At 38.6% G+C, this 23,620-nt stretch carries 23 protein-coding genes; 12 read left to right on the plus strand and 11 right to left on the minus strand.

Annotated features, from left to right (window positions below; genetic code table 11):
• Window positions 1–338: 338 nt before the first annotated feature.
• Entirely contained in the window at window positions 339–1,748 is a 1,410-nt protein-coding gene (locus tag U5B17_RS05095) for a carbon starvation CstA family protein (protein ID WP_430804294.1), read from the plus strand.
• A gap of 323 nt (window positions 1,749–2,071) precedes the next feature.
• Here the strand turns inward: U5B17_RS05095 and purM are convergent, their stop codons facing one another.
• Window positions 2,072–3,055 carry a phosphoribosylformylglycinamidine cyclo-ligase gene (purM, locus tag U5B17_RS05100; protein WP_430804295.1) on the minus strand — a complete coding sequence of 328 codons (984 nt, stop codon included), beginning with the start codon at window positions 3,053–3,055 and terminating at the stop codon, window positions 2,072–2,074.
• A gap of 73 nt (window positions 3,056–3,128) precedes the next feature.
• On the opposite strand from purM, the gene coaE reads away from it, so the two are divergent.
• Complete coding sequence (gene coaE / locus U5B17_RS05105) at window positions 3,129–3,719, plus strand: dephospho-CoA kinase (protein ID WP_430804296.1); 591 nt, start codon at window positions 3,129–3,131, stop codon at window positions 3,717–3,719.
• Between the two features lie 30 nt (window positions 3,720–3,749).
• On the opposite strand, the gene rplT is transcribed toward coaE, so the two are convergent.
• Both rplT and rpmI read right to left on the minus strand, forming a co-directional pair.
• On the minus strand, window positions 3,750–4,106 hold the full coding sequence (rplT, locus tag U5B17_RS05110) for a 50S ribosomal protein L20 (protein WP_430804297.1): 357 nt from the start codon (window positions 4,104–4,106) through the stop codon (window positions 3,750–3,752).
• A gap of 97 nt (window positions 4,107–4,203) precedes the next feature.
• Window positions 4,204–4,395, minus strand: coding sequence for a 50S ribosomal protein L35 (rpmI, locus tag U5B17_RS05115; protein WP_230056921.1), 192 nt, complete (start codon window positions 4,393–4,395; stop codon window positions 4,204–4,206).
• A gap of 133 nt (window positions 4,396–4,528) precedes the next feature.
• Between rpmI and rnhB the strand changes: the two genes are divergently transcribed.
• The 6 genes from rnhB (at window position 4,529) to U5B17_RS05145 (ending at window position 8,726) form a co-directional block, all read left to right on the plus strand.
• Window positions 4,529–5,074 (plus strand): ribonuclease HII, encoded by a 546-nt coding sequence (gene rnhB, locus U5B17_RS05120; RefSeq protein ID WP_430804298.1) that lies wholly within the window; start codon window positions 4,529–4,531, stop codon window positions 5,072–5,074.
• Between the two features lie 158 nt (window positions 5,075–5,232).
• Window positions 5,233–6,255 (plus strand): ribonucleotide-diphosphate reductase subunit beta, encoded by a 1,023-nt coding sequence (locus U5B17_RS05125; protein ID WP_430804299.1) that lies wholly within the window; start codon window positions 5,233–5,235, stop codon window positions 6,253–6,255.
• Window positions 6,242–6,808 carry a gamma-glutamylcyclotransferase family protein gene (locus tag U5B17_RS05130; protein ID WP_430804300.1) on the plus strand — a complete coding sequence of 189 codons (567 nt, stop codon included), beginning with the start codon at window positions 6,242–6,244 and terminating at the stop codon, window positions 6,806–6,808. The genes U5B17_RS05125 and U5B17_RS05130 overlap by 14 nt, the downstream gene beginning before the upstream one ends.
• The gene (locus U5B17_RS05135) at window positions 6,805–7,383 is read left to right on the plus strand and encodes a hypothetical protein (protein WP_430804301.1); all 579 of its coding nucleotides are present in this window, start codon (window positions 6,805–6,807) and stop codon (window positions 7,381–7,383) included. The genes U5B17_RS05130 and U5B17_RS05135 overlap by 4 nt, the downstream gene beginning before the upstream one ends.
• Complete coding sequence (locus U5B17_RS05140) at window positions 7,380–8,093, plus strand: carbon-nitrogen hydrolase family protein (protein WP_430804302.1); 714 nt, start codon at window positions 7,380–7,382, stop codon at window positions 8,091–8,093. The genes U5B17_RS05135 and U5B17_RS05140 overlap by 4 nt, the downstream gene beginning before the upstream one ends.
• Window positions 8,094–8,726, plus strand: a complete 633-nt coding sequence (locus U5B17_RS05145; protein WP_430804303.1) for a protein-L-isoaspartate(D-aspartate) O-methyltransferase — start codon at window positions 8,094–8,096, stop codon at window positions 8,724–8,726.
• A gap of 246 nt (window positions 8,727–8,972) precedes the next feature.
• On the opposite strand, the gene U5B17_RS05150 is transcribed toward U5B17_RS05145, so the two are convergent.
• The 7 genes from U5B17_RS05150 to thrS all read right to left on the minus strand — a co-directional run bounded on the left by U5B17_RS05150 (window position 8,973) and on the right by thrS (window position 18,453).
• On the minus strand, window positions 8,973–9,134 hold the full coding sequence (locus U5B17_RS05150; protein ID WP_430804304.1) for a hypothetical protein: 162 nt from the start codon (window positions 9,132–9,134) through the stop codon (window positions 8,973–8,975).
• Window positions 9,135–9,195: 61 nt separating this feature from the next.
• Window positions 9,196–11,658: a flagellar hook protein FlgE gene (flgE, locus tag U5B17_RS05155; RefSeq protein WP_430804305.1), complete on the minus strand. Its 2,463-nt coding sequence runs from the start codon at window positions 11,656–11,658 to the stop codon at window positions 9,196–9,198.
• Window positions 11,659–11,844: 186 nt separating this feature from the next.
• Window positions 11,845–13,449, minus strand: coding sequence for a flagellar hook-basal body complex protein (locus U5B17_RS05160; RefSeq protein WP_430804306.1), 1,605 nt, complete (start codon window positions 13,447–13,449; stop codon window positions 11,845–11,847).
• An 8-nt stretch (window positions 13,450–13,457) separates the two neighbouring features.
• Entirely contained in the window at window positions 13,458–14,321 is an 864-nt protein-coding gene (locus U5B17_RS05165; protein ID WP_430804307.1) for a flagellar basal body rod modification protein, read from the minus strand.
• An 18-nt stretch (window positions 14,322–14,339) separates the two neighbouring features.
• Window positions 14,340–15,731: a flagellar hook-length control protein FliK gene (locus U5B17_RS05170; protein WP_430804308.1), complete on the minus strand. Its 1,392-nt coding sequence runs from the start codon at window positions 15,729–15,731 to the stop codon at window positions 14,340–14,342.
• A 205-nt stretch (window positions 15,732–15,936) separates the two neighbouring features.
• Window positions 15,937–16,455 carry a translation initiation factor IF-3 gene (infC, locus tag U5B17_RS05175; RefSeq protein ID WP_430804309.1) on the minus strand — a complete coding sequence of 173 codons (519 nt, stop codon included), beginning with the start codon at window positions 16,453–16,455 and terminating at the stop codon, window positions 15,937–15,939.
• A 177-nt stretch (window positions 16,456–16,632) separates the two neighbouring features.
• Window positions 16,633–18,453, minus strand: a complete 1,821-nt coding sequence (thrS, locus tag U5B17_RS05180) for a threonine--tRNA ligase (RefSeq protein WP_430804310.1) — start codon at window positions 18,451–18,453, stop codon at window positions 16,633–16,635.
• 375 nt (window positions 18,454–18,828) lie between these two features.
• On the opposite strand from thrS, the gene U5B17_RS05185 reads away from it, so the two are divergent.
• Genes U5B17_RS05185 through U5B17_RS05200 form a run of 4 tightly spaced genes read left to right on the plus strand, consistent with a single transcriptional unit; the run spans window position 18,829 to window position 21,159 of the window.
• A complete protein-coding gene (locus U5B17_RS05185) occupies window positions 18,829–19,500 on the plus strand; it encodes a hypothetical protein (protein ID WP_430804311.1) in 672 nt (223 codons plus the stop codon).
• Window positions 19,484–19,909, plus strand: a complete 426-nt coding sequence (locus U5B17_RS05190) for a hypothetical protein (RefSeq protein ID WP_430804312.1) — start codon at window positions 19,484–19,486, stop codon at window positions 19,907–19,909. The genes U5B17_RS05185 and U5B17_RS05190 overlap by 17 nt, the downstream gene beginning before the upstream one ends.
• Window positions 19,910–19,933: 24 nt before the next feature.
• Window positions 19,934–21,022: an SPM autocatalytic domain-containing protein gene (locus tag U5B17_RS05195; protein WP_430804313.1), complete on the plus strand. Its 1,089-nt coding sequence runs from the start codon at window positions 19,934–19,936 to the stop codon at window positions 21,020–21,022.
• Entirely contained in the window at window positions 21,016–21,159 is a 144-nt protein-coding gene (locus U5B17_RS05200; RefSeq protein ID WP_430804314.1) for a hypothetical protein, read from the plus strand. Before U5B17_RS05195 ends, U5B17_RS05200 begins: the two co-directional genes overlap by 7 nt.
• 76 nt (window positions 21,160–21,235) lie before the next feature.
• On the opposite strand, the gene U5B17_RS05205 is transcribed toward U5B17_RS05200, so the two are convergent.
• Complete coding sequence (locus U5B17_RS05205; protein WP_430804315.1) at window positions 21,236–23,608, minus strand: ribonucleoside-diphosphate reductase subunit alpha; 2,373 nt, start codon at window positions 23,606–23,608, stop codon at window positions 21,236–21,238.
• Window positions 23,609–23,620 lie beyond the last annotated feature (12 nt).

The following is a 23,620-nucleotide window of genomic DNA, read 5'->3' on the forward strand; positions in this document are numbered from 1 at the left end:
TAATACTTATCATAAAATACAAAAAAATTTCATTTTAATTTTAAGTTTATAAAATAAATTTAGCCCTTATTTTAAAGTATTTGTCAAATTTTTTACTTTAAATTATGATTTTTTAAAATTAATTTTTATATTTAAGATATTTTAGGAAAAATAATATAAAACCCCTTTTTCATATAGGGGTTTTATAGAAAGGAGGTTTGTATTTATATAATAATAGCTCTTTAGCCTAAATTTTTACACAATTTTAAATCAATAAAAGAAAAATTTTATAAAATTCTTACGAAAATTTTTAAATTATATTATATAATTAAGAAAAAATTCCATTTTGAGGAGGAAATATGCTTTGGTTCTTTTTCTGCTTGGCATTGCTTGTATTGGCATACTTTACATATGGCAAGATTGTTGAGAAAATTTTCGTCATCAATCCAAATCGAAAAACTCCAGCACACGAGCTTGCTGATGGTGTTGATTACATGAGTATGTCAAATACAAAGGTCTTTCTCATACAGCTACTTAACATCGCTGGGCTTGGTCCTGTTTTTGGTCCGATTTTAGGTGCGCTTTATGGACCAGTAGCTATGCTTTGGATAGTTATCGGCTGTATATTTGCTGGGGCCGTGCATGACTATTTTTCTGGTATGCTAAGTGTTAGATCAAATGGTGCGTCAGTTCCTAGCGTAGTTGGTGATCATCTTGGCAAATGGGCAAAACACTTTATGAATGTCTTTGCGCTTTTGCTTTTGGTACTTGTGGGCGTAGTTTTTGTAACAGGTCCTGCAAAGCTACTTTCAAATTTAACATCGCTAGATGTGATGATCTGGGTTGGCATCATTTTTGCCTATTATATCCTTGCAACGCTTATGCCTATAAGTAAGATCATCGGGAGACTATATCCATTTTTTGGGGCTTTGTTGCTGTTTATGTCATTTGGATTAACTATTGGACTTATGCTGAGTGACAAGCCGTTTTACTCGTATGGTCTTGATTTTATGACGAATTTTGATCCGAAGGGATTGCCGATTTGGCCGTTGCTTTTTGTTACTATCTCATGTGGTGCAATATCTGGCTTTCACGCTACGCAATCACCGCTAATGGCTCGTTGTATAGCTGATGAGAAGTCAGGGCGTATGATATTTTATGGTGCGATGATACTTGAGGGCGCGATAGCACTTATTTGGTGTACTCTTGGTCTTAGCTTTTATGAGTCATCTGCAGCACTTCAAGAGGTTATAAGCAAATCAACTCCAGCTGGCGTGGTGCATGAAATTTCAATAGCACTTCTTGGTGGTGTTGGCGGTATCATTGCTATTTTAGGTGTGGTCATTTTACCGATAACTTCTGGTGATACGGCATTTAGATCAGCAAGGCTTATCATCGCTGACTTTTTTAATATGCAACAAAAAGACATATCAAAACGCTTACTTATCTCCATACCGCTATTTGCCGTTGGTATCGTGCTTTCACAGGTTGATTTTCAAACTATTTGGCGATATTTTGGCTGGGCAAATCAAACAACAGCGGCCATCATGCTCTGGACAGCTTCGGCATATCTTTATAAGAGCGGTAAATTTCACTGGATCGCAACGATTCCTGCACTATTTATGACAACAGTTGTAACGACATATTTGGCATACGAAAAGATCGGTTTTAGACTTGATATGACAACCTCAACGATTATTGGCGTAATCTCGTCGATACTCGTTTTAGTACTATTTTTTAGACTACCTAAAAGTACTATAAGTGAGTAAAATTTAAATTTTAGCCCCTAATATGGGGCTTTATTTTTTAATTTAATTATTTATGCTAGCTGTTTATAAATTTTTAGTTATGTTAAAATTTTACCTAAAATAGCGTTTAATTTTTAATTTTTTAGTTTATTTTGTGTTAGTGTTTTTTCTAAAATTTCTAAGCTTTTTGGAGAAATATATTTAAAAAGTTCGATAATATTTTACATATTCCAAGCAAATTGCAACATATCAGATAGAGTGTGTTTAAATGGAGAAAGTGTTTATTTTGTAATAATTGGTTGTACTATCTATCAATTTTGTGTTAGCAGTGTAACCAAACAATGCTATACCAGCTCCACGCCTTTAGCTTTTATAACTTCACCGATAGTGTAGCCATCGCTATTTTTCAAGACAAAGTCAAGATTTTCTTTTGAAACGACTAGCACCATTCCAACGCCAGTATTAAATGTACGATAAAGTTCGCTTTCATCTACTATGCCGTTAAAAATTTCATAAATTTTTGGCATTTTGATAGCACTTTTATCTATTCTTGCGCCAAGCCCTTCAGGAAAAACCCGTGGTAGATTTTCAACCAAGCCACCACCCGTGATATGTGCCAAAGCGTTGATTTTGTCTTTTAAAGCTAAAAATTCAGACACATAAATTCTAGTCGGTTTTAAAAGTAGGTCTATAAGGCGTTCATCGCCAAGCATATCATCAAATTTTAACCTTTTTTCGCTCACGACTTTGCGTGCTAGTGAGTAGCCATTTGAGTGCAGTCCGCTTGAAGGTAAAGCTACCAAAATATCGCCTTCATTTACAAATTTTGTGCGGTCTATCTCATCTTGTTCTGCCATACCTACGGCAAATCCAGCCAGATCAAAGTCGCCCTTTTCATACATAGAAGGCATCTCGGCTGTCTCGCCGCCTATAAGGGCGCATTTTGCTTTTACGCAGCCATTTGCGATACCCTTTACTACGATCTCGGCAGACTTTATGTCAAGCTTTGCTGTGGCGTAATAATCCAAAAAAAACAGAGGCGTTGCAAAGTTGCAAATCAGGTCATTTACACACATTGCGACTAAGTCTTCACCCACAGTGTCAAGCTTGTTGGCATCTATTGCTAGGTGCAGTTTTGTTCCAACTCCATCTGTTGCAGCTAAGATTGCTGGATTTTTATATCCGCTTGGGAGTTTTATGGCACCTGAAAATGAGCCGATACCACCCAAAACTAGTGGCGTAGAAGTGGCTTTAACATGTGGTTTTATCGCATTTACAAACTCATTTCCCGCATCTATATCAACACCAGCATCTTTGTAGCTTATCATGTTTGACCTTTTTTATAAAAATTTGCCTTGATTTTAGCGAAATTTGGCTAAAATCGCAGTTAAAAAGGTAGATATGTTTAAAAATGGTTTTGTAGTTACAGGTAGTATTGGTAGTGGAAAAAGCACATTTGTGAATTTGCTTAAAAATGCTGGATTTTCTATTATAGATTCTGATTTGATCTCGCATGAAATGCTTGAAAATTCGCAAAATGAAGTCATTGAAAAATTTGGCTCTCACATTTTACAAAATGGCAAAATATCACGAAAAAAACTTGGAGCCATTGTCTTTAATGACAAGGCAAAACTAAAAGAGCTTGAAAAAATTTTACATCCAAAAATTTCTGCCAAAATCACTATGCAAAGTGAAATTTTAGAACAGCAAAAAAAGCCGTTTTTTGTCGATATTCCGCTATTTTTTGAGGGGCTTAGCGAGAAAAATTTTGATAAAGTCATCGTTGTTTATGCTCCTGAAAATTTACTTATAGAGCGAGTTATGAAGCGAAATGAGCTTGACTATGAGACAGCAAGATCTCGCATTCAGCTACAAATAGACATAGAGATAAAAAAACAAATGGCAGACTTTGTTATTGATAATAGAGGTGATTTAGAAAATTTAAAACAACAAACAAGAGAATTTTTGATAAAGATAAAAGAAAATTTATGAATAAAAAGCCCCAAAGTTTGGGACTAATATTTATTTCAAAGCGTCTTTTGCGCTCTTAGCAAGTGCTGCAAATGCGTTCGCGTCATTCATAGCTAGGTCAGCTAAAATTTTTCTATCAAGCTCTATGCCAGCCTTGTTTAGACCGTTTATAAAGCGTGAATAGCTAATGTCATTTAGTCTGCAAGCAGCGTTTATACGAACGATCCATAGGCGGCGGAAGTCGCGTTTTTTCTGGCGTCTATCGCGGTATGCATAGACTAAACTTCTTTCAAGTTGCTCTTTAGCTTTTCTAAAGTGTTTGCGTCTGCTGCTAAAAAAGCCGCGTGCAAGCTTTAGAACCTTTTTATGGCGTCTTCTTCTAACTACGCCTGTTTTTACTCTTGCCATGTTTATCCTTTATAAATTGGCGTCCGATGTCGGATCTTTCCCTGGTATAGGGGAGTTTTGAATGACTTTTTGTCAAAAACTTAGTTTTATGCTTGGCTTATACGCCTAACATTTTCTTTACTGCTGAGACATTTGTGCTATCCACATATTGTGGTTGGCGAAGGTCTCTTTTGCGTCCAGCAGACTTTTTAGTCAAGATGTGGCTTCTAAAAGCTGAACCACGCTTTATCTTGTTTTTGCCTACTTTAAAACGCTTAGCAGCACCGCGAACGGTTTTCATCTTTGGCATGCTAATCCTTTTTAGTATTTTTACGACTTGCGTAAGATGGGGATTATACCTAAAATTTCTTTTAAAGAGTTTAAAACTGCTGTTTTTTATAGAAAATTTTTGATATAATTTTGCTAAAATGTTAAGGTAAAAGATGAAAATTTGTGGTATAGATGAGGCTGGGCGAGGAGCCTTAGCTGGACCTTTAGTCGTGGCTGCATGTGTTTTAGATGATGAAATTTTAGGCTTAAACGACTCAAAAAAACTTACCGAGAAAGTTCGTGAAAAACTTTTTGAAAAGATAGTAAAAAACTCAAAATTTCTTATCGTTTATTTTTCCAATTCGCTTGTTGATGAGCTTGGGCTTAGCGAGTGCTTACGCAGAGCACTTATCTGTTTTAAGTATGAATTTCCCGACTTTAGCTTGCTTTATGATGGAAATGCAAACTATGGCACAGGCGTACAAACGATGATAAAAGCCGATGGAAAGGTTGTTGAGGTAAGTGCGGCTAGTATTTTAGCTAAGGTTAGTCGTGATAGACTAATGCGTCTTTTTGATAGGAAATTTCCAGGCTACGGATATGCTAAACATAAGGGTTATGGGACAAGTTTGCATATGAAAGCGCTTGAGCTTCTAGGGCAAAATGAGCTTACTCGCAAGAGCTTTAAGCTAAAAGCAAAAGAGAGAACATTGTTTTAAATCCCTAAACTAAACACAAAAACTTAAATTTTAAAAAATATATACTTTCAGGTTATATTTTGCTTTTTTTGAACAAAGGATTAAAACCTTAAGCCGTGTCATAAAAATTTAACCATATTTTTGCTAAAATCGCTAAAATTTATTTTAAGGCAAAAAAGATGGATAGAAAAAGAATTTACAACCCAAGCTCAAACGAAACGCTCACCGAAAGACGCGTGTTTAACGGCAATCCACACGGAATTTTAAATTTCACAAAGGCAAAGTATCAATGGGCTTTAAAGCTTTGGGATCTGATGGAGGCAAACACTTGGTTTCCAAAAGAGGTCGATACCACCGATGATGTTCGCTGTTACGCACACGAGCTAACACAGGCTGAAAAACGCATGTATGATCTAGTTTGGAGTCAGCTTATCTCTATGGATAGCTTTCAGACAAACAACCTAGCAGATAATATAAACCCTTATATTACCGCTCCTGAGATAAATGCCGTGCTAAGCCGCCAAGCTTATGAGGAGGCAAATCACTCAAAGTCTTATGCGGTAATGGTTGAGGCGATCTGTGATAATACTGATCTTATCTATGAGATGGAAAAGCACGATGATGTTTTACGCGAGAAAAACGACTACATTTCAAGCGTCTATGCCGAGCTTGCTGGCGAGGTAACAGATGAGAAGTTGCTTCTTGCTATGATTGCAAATCAAATTTTAGAAGGCGTTTATTTTTATAGCGGATTTACGGCGATTTACTCGCTTGCAAGGGCTGGGAAGATGCTTGGCTCAGCTCAGATGATACGATTTATCCAGCGCGATGAGATAACGCATTTATTGCTATTTCAAAACATGATAAACTCTGTTCGTACCGAGCGACCTGATTTATTTACGCCTGAGATGGAGGCTAAAATTTATGATATGTTTAAAAAGGCTGGAGAGCTTGAAATCAAATGGGGTAAATACATCACACAAAACCAAATCATGGGCTTTACTGATGATATAATCGAGCAATACATCCAGTATCTAATCGACCAACGCCTTGTTGCCATCGGTCTAAAACGCCTTTACAATGTTGCTCATCCTATCAAATGGGTTGATGATTTCGCTAAATTTAACGACCAAAAGAGCAACTTTTTTGAAGCAAAAGTTACGAACTACTCAAAGGGTAGCATAAGTTTTGATGACTTTTAAAATTTTCACTTACGGCTCGCTTTTAAATCTTAAAAGCCTTTCATGCGCACTTGCTAGAAATATCGACAAAAGCGAGCTTGTGCCAGTCAAACTTAAAGGATACGCTGTTTCTTGGGGTTATACTGCTTGGTTAAGTTTTGGTAAGCAAAGTTTAAATGGAATGTTTTTGACCCTAAGCCCAGACCAAGATAAAAGTGCATTGGGTACGATATTTTGCGTAAATGAAAGTGAGTTTGAAAATTTAAAAAAACGAGAAAGCGGATATGATATTTTAAAAATTTCTGCAAATAATTTCACTCCACTTGATACAAATCTAAACCTAAATCAAAACGATGAAATTTTTGCTTTTGGCACGCTTAATCCGCGTGAAATCTCAGGCGTAATCCCGCAAAAATACCTAGATATACTAAAAACAGCTATACAAAGCTTTGATGAAAATTTTAAAATACAATACATTAAAAATGTGCTTTGCGATCTGCCATTTGAGATAAAACAGGGCGAGTATAGCTTTAAAAACTCAACACAAAACGCCTACGCAAAAGGCAAATTTTGATAGCGCTTCGTACGCATAGTTTAAGCAGCTACAAATACGATGGTAATGAGGTTTTTGCCTTGCCGATCTTAAAAGATGGACTAAAATTTGAGAATCTAAATAGCGAGTTTTCAACAAGTATGCTAAAAAGTCTTGATATTTTGGCATTACAATCTCTTTTAGAGTGTCTAAAAAGGGCTGGGTGGTTTGAGGACACTTTGATAATAAACAAATATCTACCACCCATAAATCCTTGCAAATACGCACTTTTAGAGGCTATCTTGCTTGAACGGATGGGGAAATTTGATGATGCTTTAAACACGATGAAAGGTATTGAGGTTATAAAACTAAACGCATCTGATGAGGCTTTATTTTATGAGCGTTTTGCTTGGCTCGTCGTTTCTGCTAGGTTTGATTTGGAGCGAGAAAACGGACTAAAAGCACTTGAAAAACTAAAAGAAATTTTAGATAAAAACAATGAACTTGCCACGCCTTGTAGAATTTGGAACTTAAATAACATAATCACAAACTATCACGAATGGATGAACGATCTTAAAATGCGTTTTAAGAAATTTGCTAAAAAGGAGCTTTTATGAATCTAATCCCAATAACACTAAGTTCGACAACAACGCAAACCAGAAAAGCCGAGCTTTTGCAAAAAATTTCAGCCGCACCAAATGACTCGCTTATCTTAGCCAGTGAGCTTTGTGTGAGCGGATATGATTTTGATGGATTTTTTGCTGGCAAATTTGATGCGATGTTACTTGGCGATTTACAAACTGCATTAACACCTGATAAATTTTTAGCCTTTACGCATCTGACTTCGACAAATAAGGCAAAAGGTATAGCAAATGTTACGGCGAGCAAGCCAGCACTTTTTAACGAGTTTATACTTCTAAACTCAAACGAAATTTATCACACCCAAGCAAAGTCAAAGCTGTTTTTACCAAACAAAGAGCAAGAAATTTTTAGCTCAGCAGATGAGAGTGAAGTAAAAATTTTTGATTTTTTGGGTTTAAAAGTTGGAGTTTTGATTTGCTTTGAGATTAGATTTAGCGAGCTATGGGCAAGGCTAAAAGGCTGTGATATAGTACTAGTGCCTACTATGTGGGGTGGTAGTAGAGCTGATGATTTTAAGGCACTTTGCAAGGCCTTAGCTATCATAAATAACTGCTATGTTGTTACTTCAAGTTCGCTTGATTTGGAGTTTACTGGGGTATTTTTACCAGATGCGGAGTTTAAAAAAGAGACAAAGTTTGAGCTAGAAAAGATAAAAGATATAAAGAAAAAGTTAGGATTAATATAAATGACACAATCAGAGCAGATAAAATGCCAAAATTTGGCTGATGAGATAGCTGATGAAGTTCAAATTTCACAGGCTTTATATAATGCTATAGCCACAACAAAGCGTGAAATTTTTGTTCCTATAAGTGCGCACGCGTATTCGGTAAATGCCCATCCTATTGAGGGCGGACAGTGGATAAGCTCCCCTTTAAGCGTTGCAAAGATGACAAAGGCTTTGGAATGTGAAGATGTTGATAATGTCCTTGAAGTTGGTTGCGGAAGTGGATATCAAGCGGCTATATTATCAAAGCTTGCGCACCGTGTTTTTAGTGTCGAGCGCATTCAAAAGCTAGCTATGGAGGCAAAAAAACGCTTTGAGAGTTTGGGTATAAAAAATGTCCATGTTAGATTTGACGATGGAAATTTGGGCTGGGCTAAATATGCACCATATGAGCGTATTATCCTTAGTTGTGGGTGTGAAAGTGTGCCAGATAGACTTTTTTCACAGCTTAAGGTGGGCGGAATTTTGGTTGCTCCAGTAGGCAAGGCAAACCAGCAAAATATCGTAAAATTTACAAAGCTAGCAGATGGTAATATCAAAGAAGAGATCTTTGATGAGTGCCTTTTTGTGCCGCTATTAGCTGGGACTGAGTGAGCGGCTAAAGACCGCTTTTGCCCTTAATAAAATCTATAGCTATTTTTGTAAAAACCTGCCATCTTCTAAAATATATCTAAAAACTATCCTATCTACATAAGTTCTAAGCTCTGTTGCCTCTAGGTCGGTACAGATAAAATTTCTCATTAACTGCCTTTATTTGGCGTTAAATTCTGCCATCATCTCATCTGTAAATTTATGAAATGGTACCTCATCGTTTGTAAGTAGTGAGTGTGCATAAGTTAGCTATTTATTAGTATAGCTTGTGTTTGTTATCCAAGTGACTTTATCAACTTGCTGTGGGTAGTTTTTACTTGGTTCATTTAGCATATTTTGTATGTCAGGGTGTGAACAGTCATTAGCGGCTGCAAAACCTAAAAACAAACAAAGAAAGAGAAAATTTTTCATTTTAAACCTTTAAAATTTGGGCTAGCCCACATATTGCGGGCTAGAAAGAAGTAGCTAAATATTAGTTCTTTAGCTGAAGTAGAGTGTTTAGCATCTCATCACTTGTGGTGATGGTTTTTGAGTTTGCTTGATAGCCACGCTGGATAACGATAAGCTGGGTTAGTGCACGGCTTAAGTCGACATTGCTTTGCTCAAGTTTAGCAGCAGCCACACCGCCCTTACTTCCCATGCCAGCAGAGCCTACTACTGCCTCACCTGAATTTGCACTGGCTGAGAATACATTACCACCCTCAGCAACAAGACCCTCATTGTTTGTAAATGTAGCAAGGGCGACTTTAGCCAGACCAAAACTCTTACCGTTGCTAAATGCACCTATGATAGTGCCCGTTTCATCTATTTTAACATCTTGTAAGATTCCACCTTCGTAGCCATCTTGTGTTACATATTCGGTAGATGAGTCTCTGTCAAAACTTGTTAATCCACCATTTTCGCTATTAAGCCCAAAGTCAAGTCTTACGCTTTGACCTGAGGCTGAGCCGTTATTGGCAGTAAATGTAAAGCTTGCCGGGTTGTAACTAGAAAGCGCACCTTTAGAATCAAAGCGAAGCGAGCCTGTGATAACATTTGCTGGACCCTCACCTGAGAAATTTATCTCTGCTGGCTCTGGTACTTGGATAACCATATTCCACTCAGTTCCGCCATCTAAAGTAGTCCCTACTTTTGCCCATTTTACGCTTACGGTGTGTTTTGAGCCAAGAGAGTCAAAAATTTCTATTGTCGAACCATGACTTGACATAACCATCTCAGAGCTCGTTCTTATCGCACGGCTTGGACTTAGCGAACCTTCTAGTGATGCCATTATGGTAGTTAGGCGGACATTTTCATTAACTGCTTGCTCAGTTCCAGTAGCTTGGCTGGTAAGTCCTGTTATGCTTATATAAAGAGCTTGGTCGGCTACACCATCAGCTGGATTTTCTAGCTGAAACTGACCTTGCTTATTGACTGTAAAAGTTACACCATCATTTGCATCAGCCGACATAGCATTTAAGGCTTTTACACCAGCTAGATGCTGTTGAGCCTCTGTTAGTACTATACCAGCTGCTGTTGCTGCATTATTTGCTACGGTTATAGCATTAGTATAGGCTGCTTCAAGAGCTGGATCGGCAGCCGTCAAAGATGCTTTTGCTGCTGCCAATCCACCATTTGCAAAAGCATTTGTAGCATTTGATGCAGCCAGAGCTTGACTAGTTTCAAGAGAGCCATCACCATCATAATCAACATAAAATCTTGCATCTTTTTGCATGGCTGCACGCAAGTCTTCTGTGGTATTTATCTTTCTTGCTACACGATCATTTGCGTCGTGGATAGGTGTTGTCGCTGTTGAAGTATAGACATATTGATAAGCAGTTACTACATCGATACTTCCTAGTCCAGTATTATCAGCTGCATTTTTAACCAAGTGAACATTTTTTGACTGGGCGGTTGTGCCTGAGTTATTACGATTTATTAGCGTTAGCTGGTTACCAGCTGAAATTTCTGCTCTTACGCCAGTGGTGTTGTACTGTGCATTAATAAGACTTGCAACATCACTTATAGAGGTTATAGTATTGCTTTTAATAGCTACACCATTTAAAGTGATGTCAAGTACTGAACCACGTGGAAGCTTACCGATATCAGCAGCATTGCCACTACCAACTGAGTAAGGTTTTGTTGTTGCATTTGCATAGCTTACCCAAAGACCTTGACCTTCACGCAAAGCAACCGCGTTGCCATCTTTGTTAAAAATAACTGAAAGATCGACACCGCGTTCGGTTAAAATTTGTTCATTTTTGGCATTTGTATAGAATTGATTTGAGTTTTTGTCGTTTTCGTTATGGATTTCTGAAGTACCAAATATTGCACCATCAGTATTAGAGTCGCGACCTAAGTTGTATGAGTCAAGCGAATAAATAGGCGTAGAGCGTGAGCCAATAGAATTTCCTGAGTCAAGATTGGCTTTAATATTAACCATGGTTGTCGCCCTTGCTGGTGTTGTAAGTCCTTGCTTGATTACGATATTACCAATAGGTCCAGTCGAGTCTATCGCACCAGTTTCTTCATCTCTTGTCCAGCCTTGAACGATGTAGCCACTGCTGTTTACATAGTTGCCAGCTCTGTCAAATAAAAATTCTCCATTTCTTGTATAAAGATCTGTTTTGCCACCATCTGGGCTTACTATGAAAAATCCATTGCCTTGTATGGCTAGGTCTTTGTTGTTATCAGTAGTTTTTAGTGTGCCTTGTGAGAAAATTCTAGTTGTTGAGTCTATCGTAGTTCCAAGACCGATTTGTGTAGCATTTTGACCGCCTAATTCACCTTGTGGAGCTGTGGCAATACTTGGAGTTTGACTTAGCATATCGGCAAAATTTGCACGAGAGTATTTAAAGCCAGTCGTGTTGACATTGGCAATGTTATTACCTTCGACATCCATAGCTATCTGGTGGGCTTGCAAGCCAGAAACACCAGACCAAAGTGATCTCATCATAGTTTTATCCTTTTAAAATATTATTTTATCTTTGTAACAAGCAATAAGTGTTCCAAATTTTGCTTTTAAAAATGTAAAATTTTGTAGTTGTTTGAGGGGTAAATTTAAAATTTGTATATAGGTTGTATAAAGACCGATAGTAAATAAATTCCAGCCCTTTGGTTAAAGGCTGGAATTTAGACTAGCTTATTTTTTCATTTGGATAGCTGTTTGGATCATCTCATCACTTGTTGTGATACTTTTTGAACTTGCATCATAGGCTTTTTGCGTTACGATGACTTCTGTTAGTGCAGTACCTAAATCGACATTACTCATCTCAAGCATACTTGAGCGAAGTTTTACGCCATATACATACTCGCCAGCAGCATTGGTGTGAAAGTAGGGATTGCCAGAATTTACCGTTCTTGTAAATGTGTTGTCGCCTATTTTTGCTAGACCTTGATCGTTGATGAAGTGATAAATTCCAAGCTTTGCAACCTCAAAGGTGTTGCCATTACTCATTTGTGCTACGATGGTTGAGTTAGCATCCATCGCATACTCTTTCAAAATTCCCTCCAAATACCCATCTGTTTTTACATTTGTCATACCAGATGAGACCGAGCTTCTAAGACCATCATAAACACTGCCATCACCAGTTCCACCAAAGTCAAGTGCTACGCCACCCACACTTGATAGCGTGGTGGAGACTAGATGTGAGTTTTCATCAAATACCAGCGTGCCAGCTTGAGTTGCTATGACGCTACCGCTTTGATCGGTTATCGTTGCTATGGCATCCCAAGATGTTGCGTTTGATGCTTGTGGAAGTTGCTTTGTGAAATTTATATTTAGTATATTTTGTTCACCATTTGCTCCTACAAGCTCAGCTGAAATTTTTTGTTTATTTGCAACCTCTTGAGATGTTGCCAGTGTTGCAGAAGCGACCTTAACGCTTGCCATATCCATATAGTCTAAAGAGTAGTCGTTTATGCTCCAGTTGCCATTTTCATCTGGCCATGCGGTAATATCTATAAATTTGCCGTTTGCATCTTCTACCTTAACAGCTACGGCATCACCCTTTTTGAAATTTAGGACATTTGGGCTATTTTTAACATTTCCACTTATACTTATAGTCTTTTTTGTATTGTCTGTCGTAGCTGTGTAGCTTGCCAGATCAAGCGTAACGCTTAAATTCTCACTTTTTCTTTGAGAATTTAAATTTCCTTGTATGATAGCTTTTGTTGTTGGGCTTGCTGCTTGGTATAAAAAGCTTGGTAGTTTTATGTTTGTTTGCGCATCGGTACCAGCCATTTTAAGTGGGGATTGATTAGTTACGGTATAAGCTGGCGTGGTTGCGCCTGTTGAGCCGTATTGCTTCATAGCAACAGTACTTGGAGTTACAGGAGATAAAGTGTTCATGGTGCCTTGGACAAAATTTCCATAGTTATCCACCAAATTTCCAGCTGCATCTACATCAAAATTTCCAGCCCTTGTATAATAGGTGTGTCCGTGTCGATCATTAACACCAAAAAAGCCATCCCCTTGTATGGCAAAGTCAAATTTGTTTTCAGTAGCCTGAAAGCTACCTGTGTTCATATTTAACGCTGTTGTTTGTACTGTTGCACCAAGACCTACTTGGTCTGTTGTTGGGTTGTTGCCGGCCGCATAGACCGTTTGGTCAAAAACTGTTTTATATTCTGGTCTTGAGGCGCGAAAGCCTGCGTTGTTGATGTTTGATATGTTATTTGACCAAACATCCATACCAACGCTTTGGGTTTTTATACCCAAAACACCGTTATAAAATCCCCGCATCATGGCTTTTGTTATCCTCTATTTAGTAGCGAGTTATAGGCGGCTTCAGCAGCATCGGCAAGTGCATTTTCAGCATCATTAGCTAGAGTTGCTGGTGAAGGCGTTGTAGATGGTGCTGGCTGTGGCTGACTTGGAGTGCTAGAACTTGCCTTGCTTTCTATACTTGGTGCATTGTAATACTCAGCTATAGCATCCGTTGAGATGTATTCGCCTGCTATCTTAACTTGCGCCTTACCATCAACAAATTTCACAGACTCAACTGGATATGTACCGTAGTTTGCACTTTGAGCCCTACCCTCAGTGTCTGTGTATCGAATTTTTGCTCTATAACTACCAGGTGCGGCGGTGGTGCCATCATTTTTAGAAAGATTCCAGTCAAAGGTGTTTGTGCCAGCTCTTAGATCTTCTACTTTTATACTTTTTATGACATTGCCGCTTGCGCTATTGTCCATGATCTCAACTACGCCAGACTTCAGATCATTTGGTATATAAATAGGTACTTTTATGTTTGTTTCACCCTCTTTTACACTAATAGAATCACTGCCAAGTGTAGCCATCTTACCAAGTGAGCTTAGTGCGTACATACTTGAGTTAGATTTTAGCTGACTTACAAGCTCTTTCATCGTTGAGTTTGTGTTTTCTTGCATTTCTAGTGTGGCTAGCTGACTGGTTTGTGTTAGCATCTTTTCAGTATCCATAGGCGCTGTTGGGTCTTGATATTTTAACTCCGTAAGTAAAAGCGTCATAAATGCATCTTTATCAAGCTGTGCTGACGGATTTGTGCCATCTGCTTTAGCTAGCTTTTCAGCATCCTTTTTTGCTTTTAGTTTTTCAGATGTAAATTGCCCTGATATATCAGAAATGCTTGTTGACATGGTTTTCTCCTTTTATTTTTATATATATCTTGGTATGACGAGTTCTAGCGAAGCTACATTTTGCTCATCTTCGCCATCAAATTCGCTGTTGTCTAAATTTTTATAAGTTCTTTTGCCCTGCTCTTGTTGCTTTTGGTTTTGATCACTAAAGTTCATCTGTAGCTCTGTAAAGCCCATATTTACCATATTTGCTTTAAATTCTGCTTGGTGTTGCAAAAAAAGATTCATGGTCGCGGTAGTTGAGTTAAAATTTACATGTAGATTATTACCGCGATTTACCATTAATACCTCTACTTCGCCTAAATTTAGCGGATTAAGAGTGATATTTACCCTAGTAAAAGGCGATTTGTAGTTTTCTATCTGCTCGGCTAAATTTTGACTAAAGTTGCTAAGTGTTTGTGATGTTAGTCTGCCTTGTATTTGTGACTGTGCATTTTTGGCTATGTCGCGCACCATGGCATTTAACTCACTGTTATCGTTCGTTTGCTCAAAGGCTCCCTCACTGGCTTGCTCTTCTGTGCCACTTTGTCGCTCAGGAAAAAGTAGGCTTTGCAAATTTACCTTTTGCTCTTTTGCGCCCTCTTTTGGTGTAGGCTTTAAAGCTTCGTTTAGTGTGTCAGTTGTGGCTACCTTTGGGGCTTCTTTAACTAGCTCATCGCTTATTTTGGCTGTTTGAGCTTCAGATGTTGGAACTTGTGTTTTAGTGGGCTCAGCGACTTTAGTAACTTGTGTTAAAAGCTCGTTTAGCTTTGGTGCTTGTTCTGGCTTACTCTTTTGTATCGTATGCTCAACTTGCTTTTTAAGCTCGGTATTTATGGTATTTGCAGGCATAGCAGGTGTAAAAAAGTCATTTTTGCCAAGATTTTTAAACATCTCACCAAGTTTGGTTACATCCTCTTTTGTTATCTTGATATTCTCAAGTCCAAGGTCAAATTTCTTAGCCAGATCAAGAAGCTCGTTGATACTTTTAACATTGCTAAGCTCTTCAACATTTTCAGGAACACTAAGAAAGCTTGCTATCTTTGAGCTAAAGTCTGGAAATTTGCTTATCTTTTCATTACCATTTAGTATCTCTAAGACTTGTAAAAGCTGCATAAAATTTGCATTTTCATAAAGCTCTGTTTTTGTAGCATCATCAAGCTTATTTGTGATCTCTTCGCTGATTTTGCTCATAGCTTCAGCTGTTGCTTGCTCTTGCTGCTGAGTTTGCATGGCAACGGATTTGACAATCTCTTTAACATCTTTTTCACTAAGTGCTGCACCTTTGTTTGTCTTATTGGCTGCTGCATCCATAACCATCGATAAAAATTCGCCACTGCCGCCACTTTTTTTGTTGGTAGGTGAGCTTTTTTTGTTGTTGCTTGTAGCTAGCAGATCGATAGCATTTTTTGCATCACTAAAAGCTTGCATATTTATCCTTTAAATTTTTCTAAGCTTATATAAGCAATATCTGTTCCAAAAATATTAAATCTTTACTAAAGTAGTTTTTAGTGAGTAAATCTTAGCTTTTAAAGGGTTGCGTTATATTTAATTAAATTTTGACATTAATAACTTCATGCGTGCAGGTTTACTTTGGGGGAATTTTGATGAGAAAAAAGGGGCAAGGCCCCTAAATTTACACCTTTTTAGGCACAACTAGCATATTGACATATCGTCCTTCTATGATAGGCTCTTTATCACGCTCGGCATAGTCTTTTACCATCTCCCAGACCTTATTTAACATCACGACACCAGCTTCTGGCTGTGCCATCTCGCGACCTTTTAAAAATACACGAAATTTAACATGCTTACCTTCGCTTAGAAATTCAAGTGCGTGTTTGACTTTAAAATTTATATCATTTTGTGCGATTTTAACGGAGAGTTTAAGCTCTTTAACTTCGATAACTTTTTGCTTTTTCTTGGCCTCTTTTTGCTTTTTTTCTTGCTGATAGCGGAATTTGCCGTAGTCCATAATCTTACAAACTGGTGGCTTTGCGTCAGGTGCGATAAGCACCAAGTCAAGCCCCATTTTATCAGCTATCTTTAAAGCCTCATCTCTTGAAATGACACCATAAGCCGTGCCATCATCGCCAACACACCTAACCTCGCTCGCTCTAATGTCCTCGTTGAGCAACACCTCTTGTTCTTTACTCAATTAATCTTTTCCTTTAAAGTGAAATTTTGGTAATTATATCCTAATTTTGTTTGAAATTTGTTGTTATTTGTGTAAAATTTTATTTTATTATAAGTTTTTTGCGTTTGTGTGTGTAAAACTAGGCTCAGCACGAAGCCAAACCTAGTTTAAATTTTGGATTTTGTTGGTTGATTTGTATCAAAATTTAACCTCAGCCACTTTTGCTTCAAGCTCTTTTACAAACTCCATTAAGCTAAGCTCTCGCTGCTCTCTTGCGTGGCGATCCCTTAGGGCGATGCTTTCGTTTGCCACTTCGCTATCGCCAAGCACAACTATCATAGGCACTCTTTGCTTTTCAGCTGTGCGAATTCGCTTATTTAGGCTTTCGTTTTTGCTTGAAATTTCGCTATCGACATTGATCTTTCTTAGCTCACGAGCAACTTTTTTGGCATAATCAAGATGTGCCTCAGAGATCGGCACGATGACAACTTGCGTCGGAGCGATGAAAAACGGCAGCTCGCCAGCAGTGTGTTCTAGTAAAATTCCAATAAATCGCTCAAAGCTACCAAGTAGGGCGCGGTGAAGCATTACTGGGCGTTGGCGTTCGTTGTTGCTATCGATGTAACCTAGATCAAAACGCTCTGGCAGGTTAAAATCAACCTGTATAGTTCCGCACTGCCACTTGCGCTTTAAAGCGTCCGTAATCTTAATGTCGATCTTTGGTCCATAAAACGCACCACCACCTTCATCTATGCCGTATTTAAAGCCGTTTTCATCGAGTGCTTCTTTGAGTGCTTTTGTAGCCGTTTCCCAAATTTCATCATCTCCGATGGCTTTTTCTGGCTTGGTTGAAATTTCCATCTCATACTCAAAGCCAAAATTCTCCATAATCTTTCCAGCAAAGCTTAAAATTTCAAGGATATTTTCCTTGATCTGATGTGGCATACAAAAGATATGTGAGTCATCTTGTGCAAATTCTCTTACACGAAAAAGCCCGTGTAAGGCACCGCTTTTTTCATGACGATGAACAACACCATACTCAAAAAATTTAAGTGGCAAATCACGATAACTACGAATATCTGTTTGATAAACCTTAATATGCCCTACGCAGTTCATAGGCTTGATGCCATACTCGGTCTCATCTATCGTTGTAAAATACATATTTTCTTTGTAGTTTGCATAGTGTCCTGATTTTTTCCATACATCAGCCTTTAAAAGCTCAGGTCCTCGCACTGGCTCATAGCCTCTATCTCTATGCGCCTTGTAAAGAAGTTGTTCTAGTTTTGAGCGAAGTCGTCCGCCATTTGGCAGCCAAAATGCAAGACCTCCTCCGACCTCTTCATCAAAACTAAATAGCTTCATCTCTACACCAAGCTTTCGGTGGTCGCGCTTTTTAGCCTCTTCAATGATACGCATATGCTCTTTTAGGCTCTCTTTGTCCGCATAGGCTGTGCCGTAAATTCTATTTAACATCTCACGGCTCTCATCCCCGCCAAGATACGCACCAGCCACACGAGTTAGCTTAAAAAATCGTAAAAATTTTGTATTTGGAAGGTGTGGGCCTCTACAAAGGTCTTCAAAATCCCCTTGACTATAGCTCGAAACTTCGCCATCTGGTATGCGTTTTAACACCTCTTGTTTTAAGTCGTCATTTTTAAATTTCTCTACCATAGTGGCTTTTGTTGAGCAGGTTTTAACAAGGTCATTTTTAAGCTCAGCCAGCTCTTTCATCTTTTTTTCTATCGTTTCAAGATCGCTCTCGCCAAGCTTTGTACCATCTTCATCAACACGAAAATCATAATAAAATCCATCTTCGACATTTGGTCCGACAAAAAATTTTGCTTTTGGATATAGGCTCAAAATCGCCTGCGCCATAAGATGCGCACAGGAGTGACGGATGACATGAAGTGCTTCTTTTGAGTTGTCAAAATATATAGGCTCTGCCATACTTTCTCGACCCGCGATACTTTGAGTATCGATGATCTCACCGTTTAGTTTATACGCGATAATCTCGCTCATGTGTTTTCCTTTTTACTGAATTATCTTTCATACTCCGAAAGAATAAGCTAAGATTTTATCCAAATCGTCTTTAAGCGATACTTAATAATCATTTGATATGTTGAAATTTCACTAAATTATATTTTTATATTTAAAATATAATAATAACTTTTTTAGGTTACTTTATTTATATAATTAATTATATTTTAAGTCAAATCAGGTTAGAATTTCATTACAAAATGAATTTCGTCTTTGCATTACATCGGATTCATTTTCTCCCGACAATCAGTGCGAGGAAGTGGTTAGCCTCGCACATTCTACTATATCTTTAATATAGCCTAAAAAAATTTTCAAATTTACCGATATAGCTTCGGAAGTATTATAAAAGGATGCAGTATGATAATAAATAGTTTAAATGTAAATTTACACACAAATAATGCCAAAATGGACTATACTGAGGTAAATACAAGCGAACAGCTCATGCTTAATCCAAGTGAAAATGTTCTAACAAACGAAACCAAAACAAACTCAATGTTTGAGGCTCAAGATGAGGGCTCAAAGCTTACTCAAGCTGATACACAGGCTATAGCAAAGCTTGTGTACAAGGGATTAAGCTCGATGAAAGACTTGCGAGATGATACGCTCATTAGCGCTGCTCAGAGTCAAAATTTCACACAAAATTTATCTCAAAATGTAGATATAAATAATGAGGCGTTATTTTTAATAAATGAAGCCCGCGCAAACCATGAAAATTTACTCCAAACTCCACCCACTCAAAGTGTGCATACGCTTACAACACAGGGTATTTTAAAAAATGAAACAGATGAGCTTAGTGTGCAGCTAAGTTTTAATCTTTCAAAAAGCTTTACTGATGCCACTGGTATTGGGCGTGATGCTCAGCTTCCAAAAAGTATAGAAGTGCGTTTAAACGGAGAAATACCAGCAATCTCAAAAGATAAATTTAATTTTTTTGTAGATGCAGATGGCGAGAGCGATCAAGTCTCACGACTTGATAAGGGCGAGGAAATTTTGCGTGTTAGTAAAGAGAAGGTTGCCAAAAAAAAATGAGATTAAAGATGAGCTAAAAAAAGAGGCTTTAAAAGAGCTTGCGGCAGAGAAAAAAGCGCAGCAACTTGATGAAAATGATGAAATTTTTAACCGTCTGAGAGTTTGGGAGGGAGATGTGAATGAGCGCCGTCTCATAGGACTTGGTGAAGTTGGTGAGGGAGCTGTATTTTTAGCAGGTCCAAATGGAAATTTTGATGGGTTAAATAGCTATCAAGGCGGTGCAAATTTTGGCTTTAATATGCCTACTCATAGCACATCGGCGGCTATACTAAACGACACTAGAGGCACTTTTGATAGGCTAAAACAAAATCTTGACCGTATAAATACCCAGCTTCAAACAGCCAGCGAAATAGAAGCAAAAGAGATCTATGTCCAGATAAGCAATATAGAGGCAAAAATCTACCAATAAACAAAATTCGCAAGGAGGCAAGCGATGAGGATACAAGAGTATAGTATCGGCATGCAGGCAAATAGCTTTGCATTTAAGGAAAATTTTCTAGGAACACAAGCTTCACTAAGCACGAGCGAAAATACTTTTACAAACTCAAAAGCAACTGCTATTATAATGCCAAAAAAGATAGGAGCGCAAAAAGCACAGACAGATCCTGTCGTAGTAGGCAAGATAGCCGATGAGGCACTAAAGCTGATAGCCAAAATCCGTGAAAATAAAAGCGTAGATGCAAGTGAGCTTTTGGTAAATTCACAAAATCTTACAGCGCTTTTTAATGATGTAAATGAGAGGGTAAATTTTGTTATAAACTCTGCTCGCACACAGCTTTCAAATTTTGTGCAAGTAGAGCGAGAACATGAGGCGCTCAGTTTTAGCACTCAGGGCATTGTAAAAGCAGATGGTAAAGAGATAAAACTCGATCTAAATTTCAACCTTTCTCGAAGCTTTACACAAGTTGTTCGCATGAGCCATGAAGTGACATTTTTTGACCCGTTAGTCATAAGTTTTGATGGTAAGATGCCTACTATTAGCGATAGTTCGTTTAGTTTTGATATAGATGCTGATGGTGAAGTAGATCAAATTTCACGACTTGGTGCTGGTTCTGGTTTTTTGGCGCTGGATAAAAATGGAAATGGCAAGATAGATGATGGAAGCGAGCTTTTTGGGACAAAAAGTGGAGATGGTTTTGCTGATCTAGCTAAATACGACGATGATAAAAATGGCTGGATAGATGAAAATGATCAAATTTTCAAAAAGCTTAGAATTTGGCAAAATTTTAATGATGGGCAGCGACTCGTTGGACTTGGAGAGGTTGGCATAGGAGCGATATTTTTAGGTAGCGCAAAGGGTGAGTTTAGTTTTAATACCCTTGAGACAAATGAGTCGCTTGCTAAGCTAAAAAGCAGTGGCTTTTTCTTATATGAAAATGGCAAAAGCGGTTTTATAGCTCAGATAGATATGGCAAAGCGGACTATAATAAGTGAGCAAAATACATCAATTAAACTGCCTAACATCACGTCATCGCCAAGTTTCGAAAATGGGTCTGTTAAGATTAAAGAAAAAATTTGTTAGATAAGCTTAGAAAACGCCTGTCTGCACTCATCTCAAAGCTCGCTAGTGCTGATAAAAAGCAAGCAAGGACGATACAAATGCAGATAAATCAGATAAGTATGCAAATTTTTTCTTTGATGACGACAAAAATATATTAAAAAAGCTAAAAGAGGAAAATACTCTGCAAATTTTAGTTTTGCAGAGTATGAAATTTGGGCTTTTAGTACCTTAAATTTACTGACATCCCTCGCACTCTATCGAGCGATCGGCGACATTATTGACTTTTTCGCTATCTGGGCTTTCGCTTCTTAGGTAGTAGGTTGATTTAAGTCCAAGTTGCCAAGCAAGCGTGTAAATTTCGCTTAGATAGCCGCCACTTGCCTTATCAAGGCTCATAAATATATTTAGGCTCTGACCTTGATCTATCCATTTTTGGCGGATCGCACCAGCTTTTATTAGCACACGCTGATCTAGCTCGTATGCTGGGGTGTAGTACTGCCAAGTATCGGTGCTTAAATTTGGCACGACATTTGGGATCATGCCGCTTAAGTTGTGCTCAAACCACTTGCGTTTATACACAGGCTCGATAGTTTGAGTTGTACCCACAAGGATCGAGATCGAGCTAGTTGGCGCGATAGCCATAAGATAGCCGTTTCTCATGCCATCCTCTTTGACTTTGGCTCTTAGTTTATCCCAGTCACAGCTGTCCTCGTCAAATAGACCGCCACGAGTTACAAGTGCTTTTGCGTTTTCGTTTGCACTATCTATCGGGAAAATTCCCTTGCTCCATTTTGAGCCTTCATAAGTCGGATAAATGCCCTTTTCAACGGCTAAATTTGAACTTGCATAGATAGCTTGATAGCTTATGTTTTCCATTATGCTATCGATGAGTGATAGGTGATCGTAACTTCCCCATTTGACTTGCTTTGTAGCTAGCATCTCAGCTTCGCCCATTACGCCAAGCCCGATAGCACGGGTGTCTAGGTTTGTATCTTTTACCTTTTTGTGCGGGTAGAAATTTAGATCTATCACATTATCTAGCATACGCACAGCTATTGGCACGACACGAGCTATGTCGGCTTTGGTGTTGATTTTGCTTAAATTTATACTCGCTAGGTTGCATACTGCTGTTTTGCCAGCTTCGGCCTCTTTTTCTACTATGAAAATTTCAACCCCATCAATACTATCAAGTGCGGATAGTTTTTTTGCTTTTTTTACAATACCGCTATTGACTTTAACATCATCTTCTTCGTGATATAGACGCACTTGTCCATTTGCGAGCGTGATCTTGATCTTGTAATAGTTCGGATCGGTATTTTGAAAAATTTCCGTGCAGAGATTTGAGCTACGGATAATGCCTGTGTGATCGTTTGGATTTGCCCTGTTGGCGTTATCTTTAAAGCCCAAAAATGGCATACCTGTTTCAAAGTAGCTTGTTAAAATTTTCTTCCAAAGCTCCTTTGCCATGACGACATTTTTTTGGATATTTTCATCGTTTTCATACTCGACATAGCGTTTTTCAAACTCTTCACCGTATAGATCGCACAGATCAGCGGTCTGTGCTGGGTCAAATAGCGTCCATTTCTCATTTGCGCCCACACGCTTCATAAACAAGTCATTTATCCAAAGCGCAGGGAAAAGCTCGTGCGCACGGCGACGCTCTTCACCTGAGTTCTTTCGAAGATCGATAAAGTCGCCCACATCCATATGCCACGGCTCGATATACACGGCTATCGCACCTTTTCTAGTGCCTAGCTGATCGACGGCAACGGCTATGTCGTTGGTTACTTTTAAAAATGGTATGATGCCACCAGCTGCGTTTTTGTGTCCGTCGATGCTACCGCCCATCGCACGCACTTTACTCCAATCCCAGCCGATCCCTCCGCCAAATTTTGACAGCAACGCCATCTCTTTGTAGCTATCAAAAATGCCTTCGATGTTATCAGGTGTTGAGCCGATGTAGCACGAGCTTAGCTGGTGGCGTGGGGTTCTTGCGTTTGAAAGTGTTGGAGTGGCTAGCATGACCTCAAATTTGCTGATAAGATCATAAAATTTCTTCGCCCAGCCTTGCGAATCAAGCTCGTTTTGCGCCAAAAACATAGCAATAGCCATAAACATCTGCTGTGGAAGCTCGATCGGCGCTCCCTTTTGATCTTTGATGAGGTAGCGATCGTAAAGCGTTTTAATGCCAAGGTAGGCAAACTGCAAGTCACGCTCAGGGCGGATATAGGCGTTTAGGTCGTCAAGGTCGTACTTTTCTTTTAGTCCTGGCACGATACGACCCGCTTTTTCGCCCTTTTCTAGGTATTCGCGAAGATGGTTGTAGCCGCTATAACCAGTTACTTTATGATATAAATCATAAAGGAAAAGTCGTGCCGCAACAAATGTCCAGTTTGGGCGATCGATGTCGATCTTTTCGACTGCCGTTTTTATGAGAGTTTGCTGGATCTCTTCGGTCGTGATCATATCGCGAAACTGGATCTTCGCATCAACTTCAAGTTCGCTCAGACTTACATTATCAAGCCCAGCCACGGCCTCTGTTGTGTATTTTTTGATCTTGCTTATATCAAGTTCTTCTGTTCTTCCGTTGCGTTTTAGTACTTTCACTTTTTTCCTTCT

This window comes from Campylobacter australis (genome assembly GCF_050586305.1).
Taxonomy (GTDB): domain Bacteria; phylum Campylobacterota; class Campylobacteria; order Campylobacterales; family Campylobacteraceae; genus Campylobacter_A.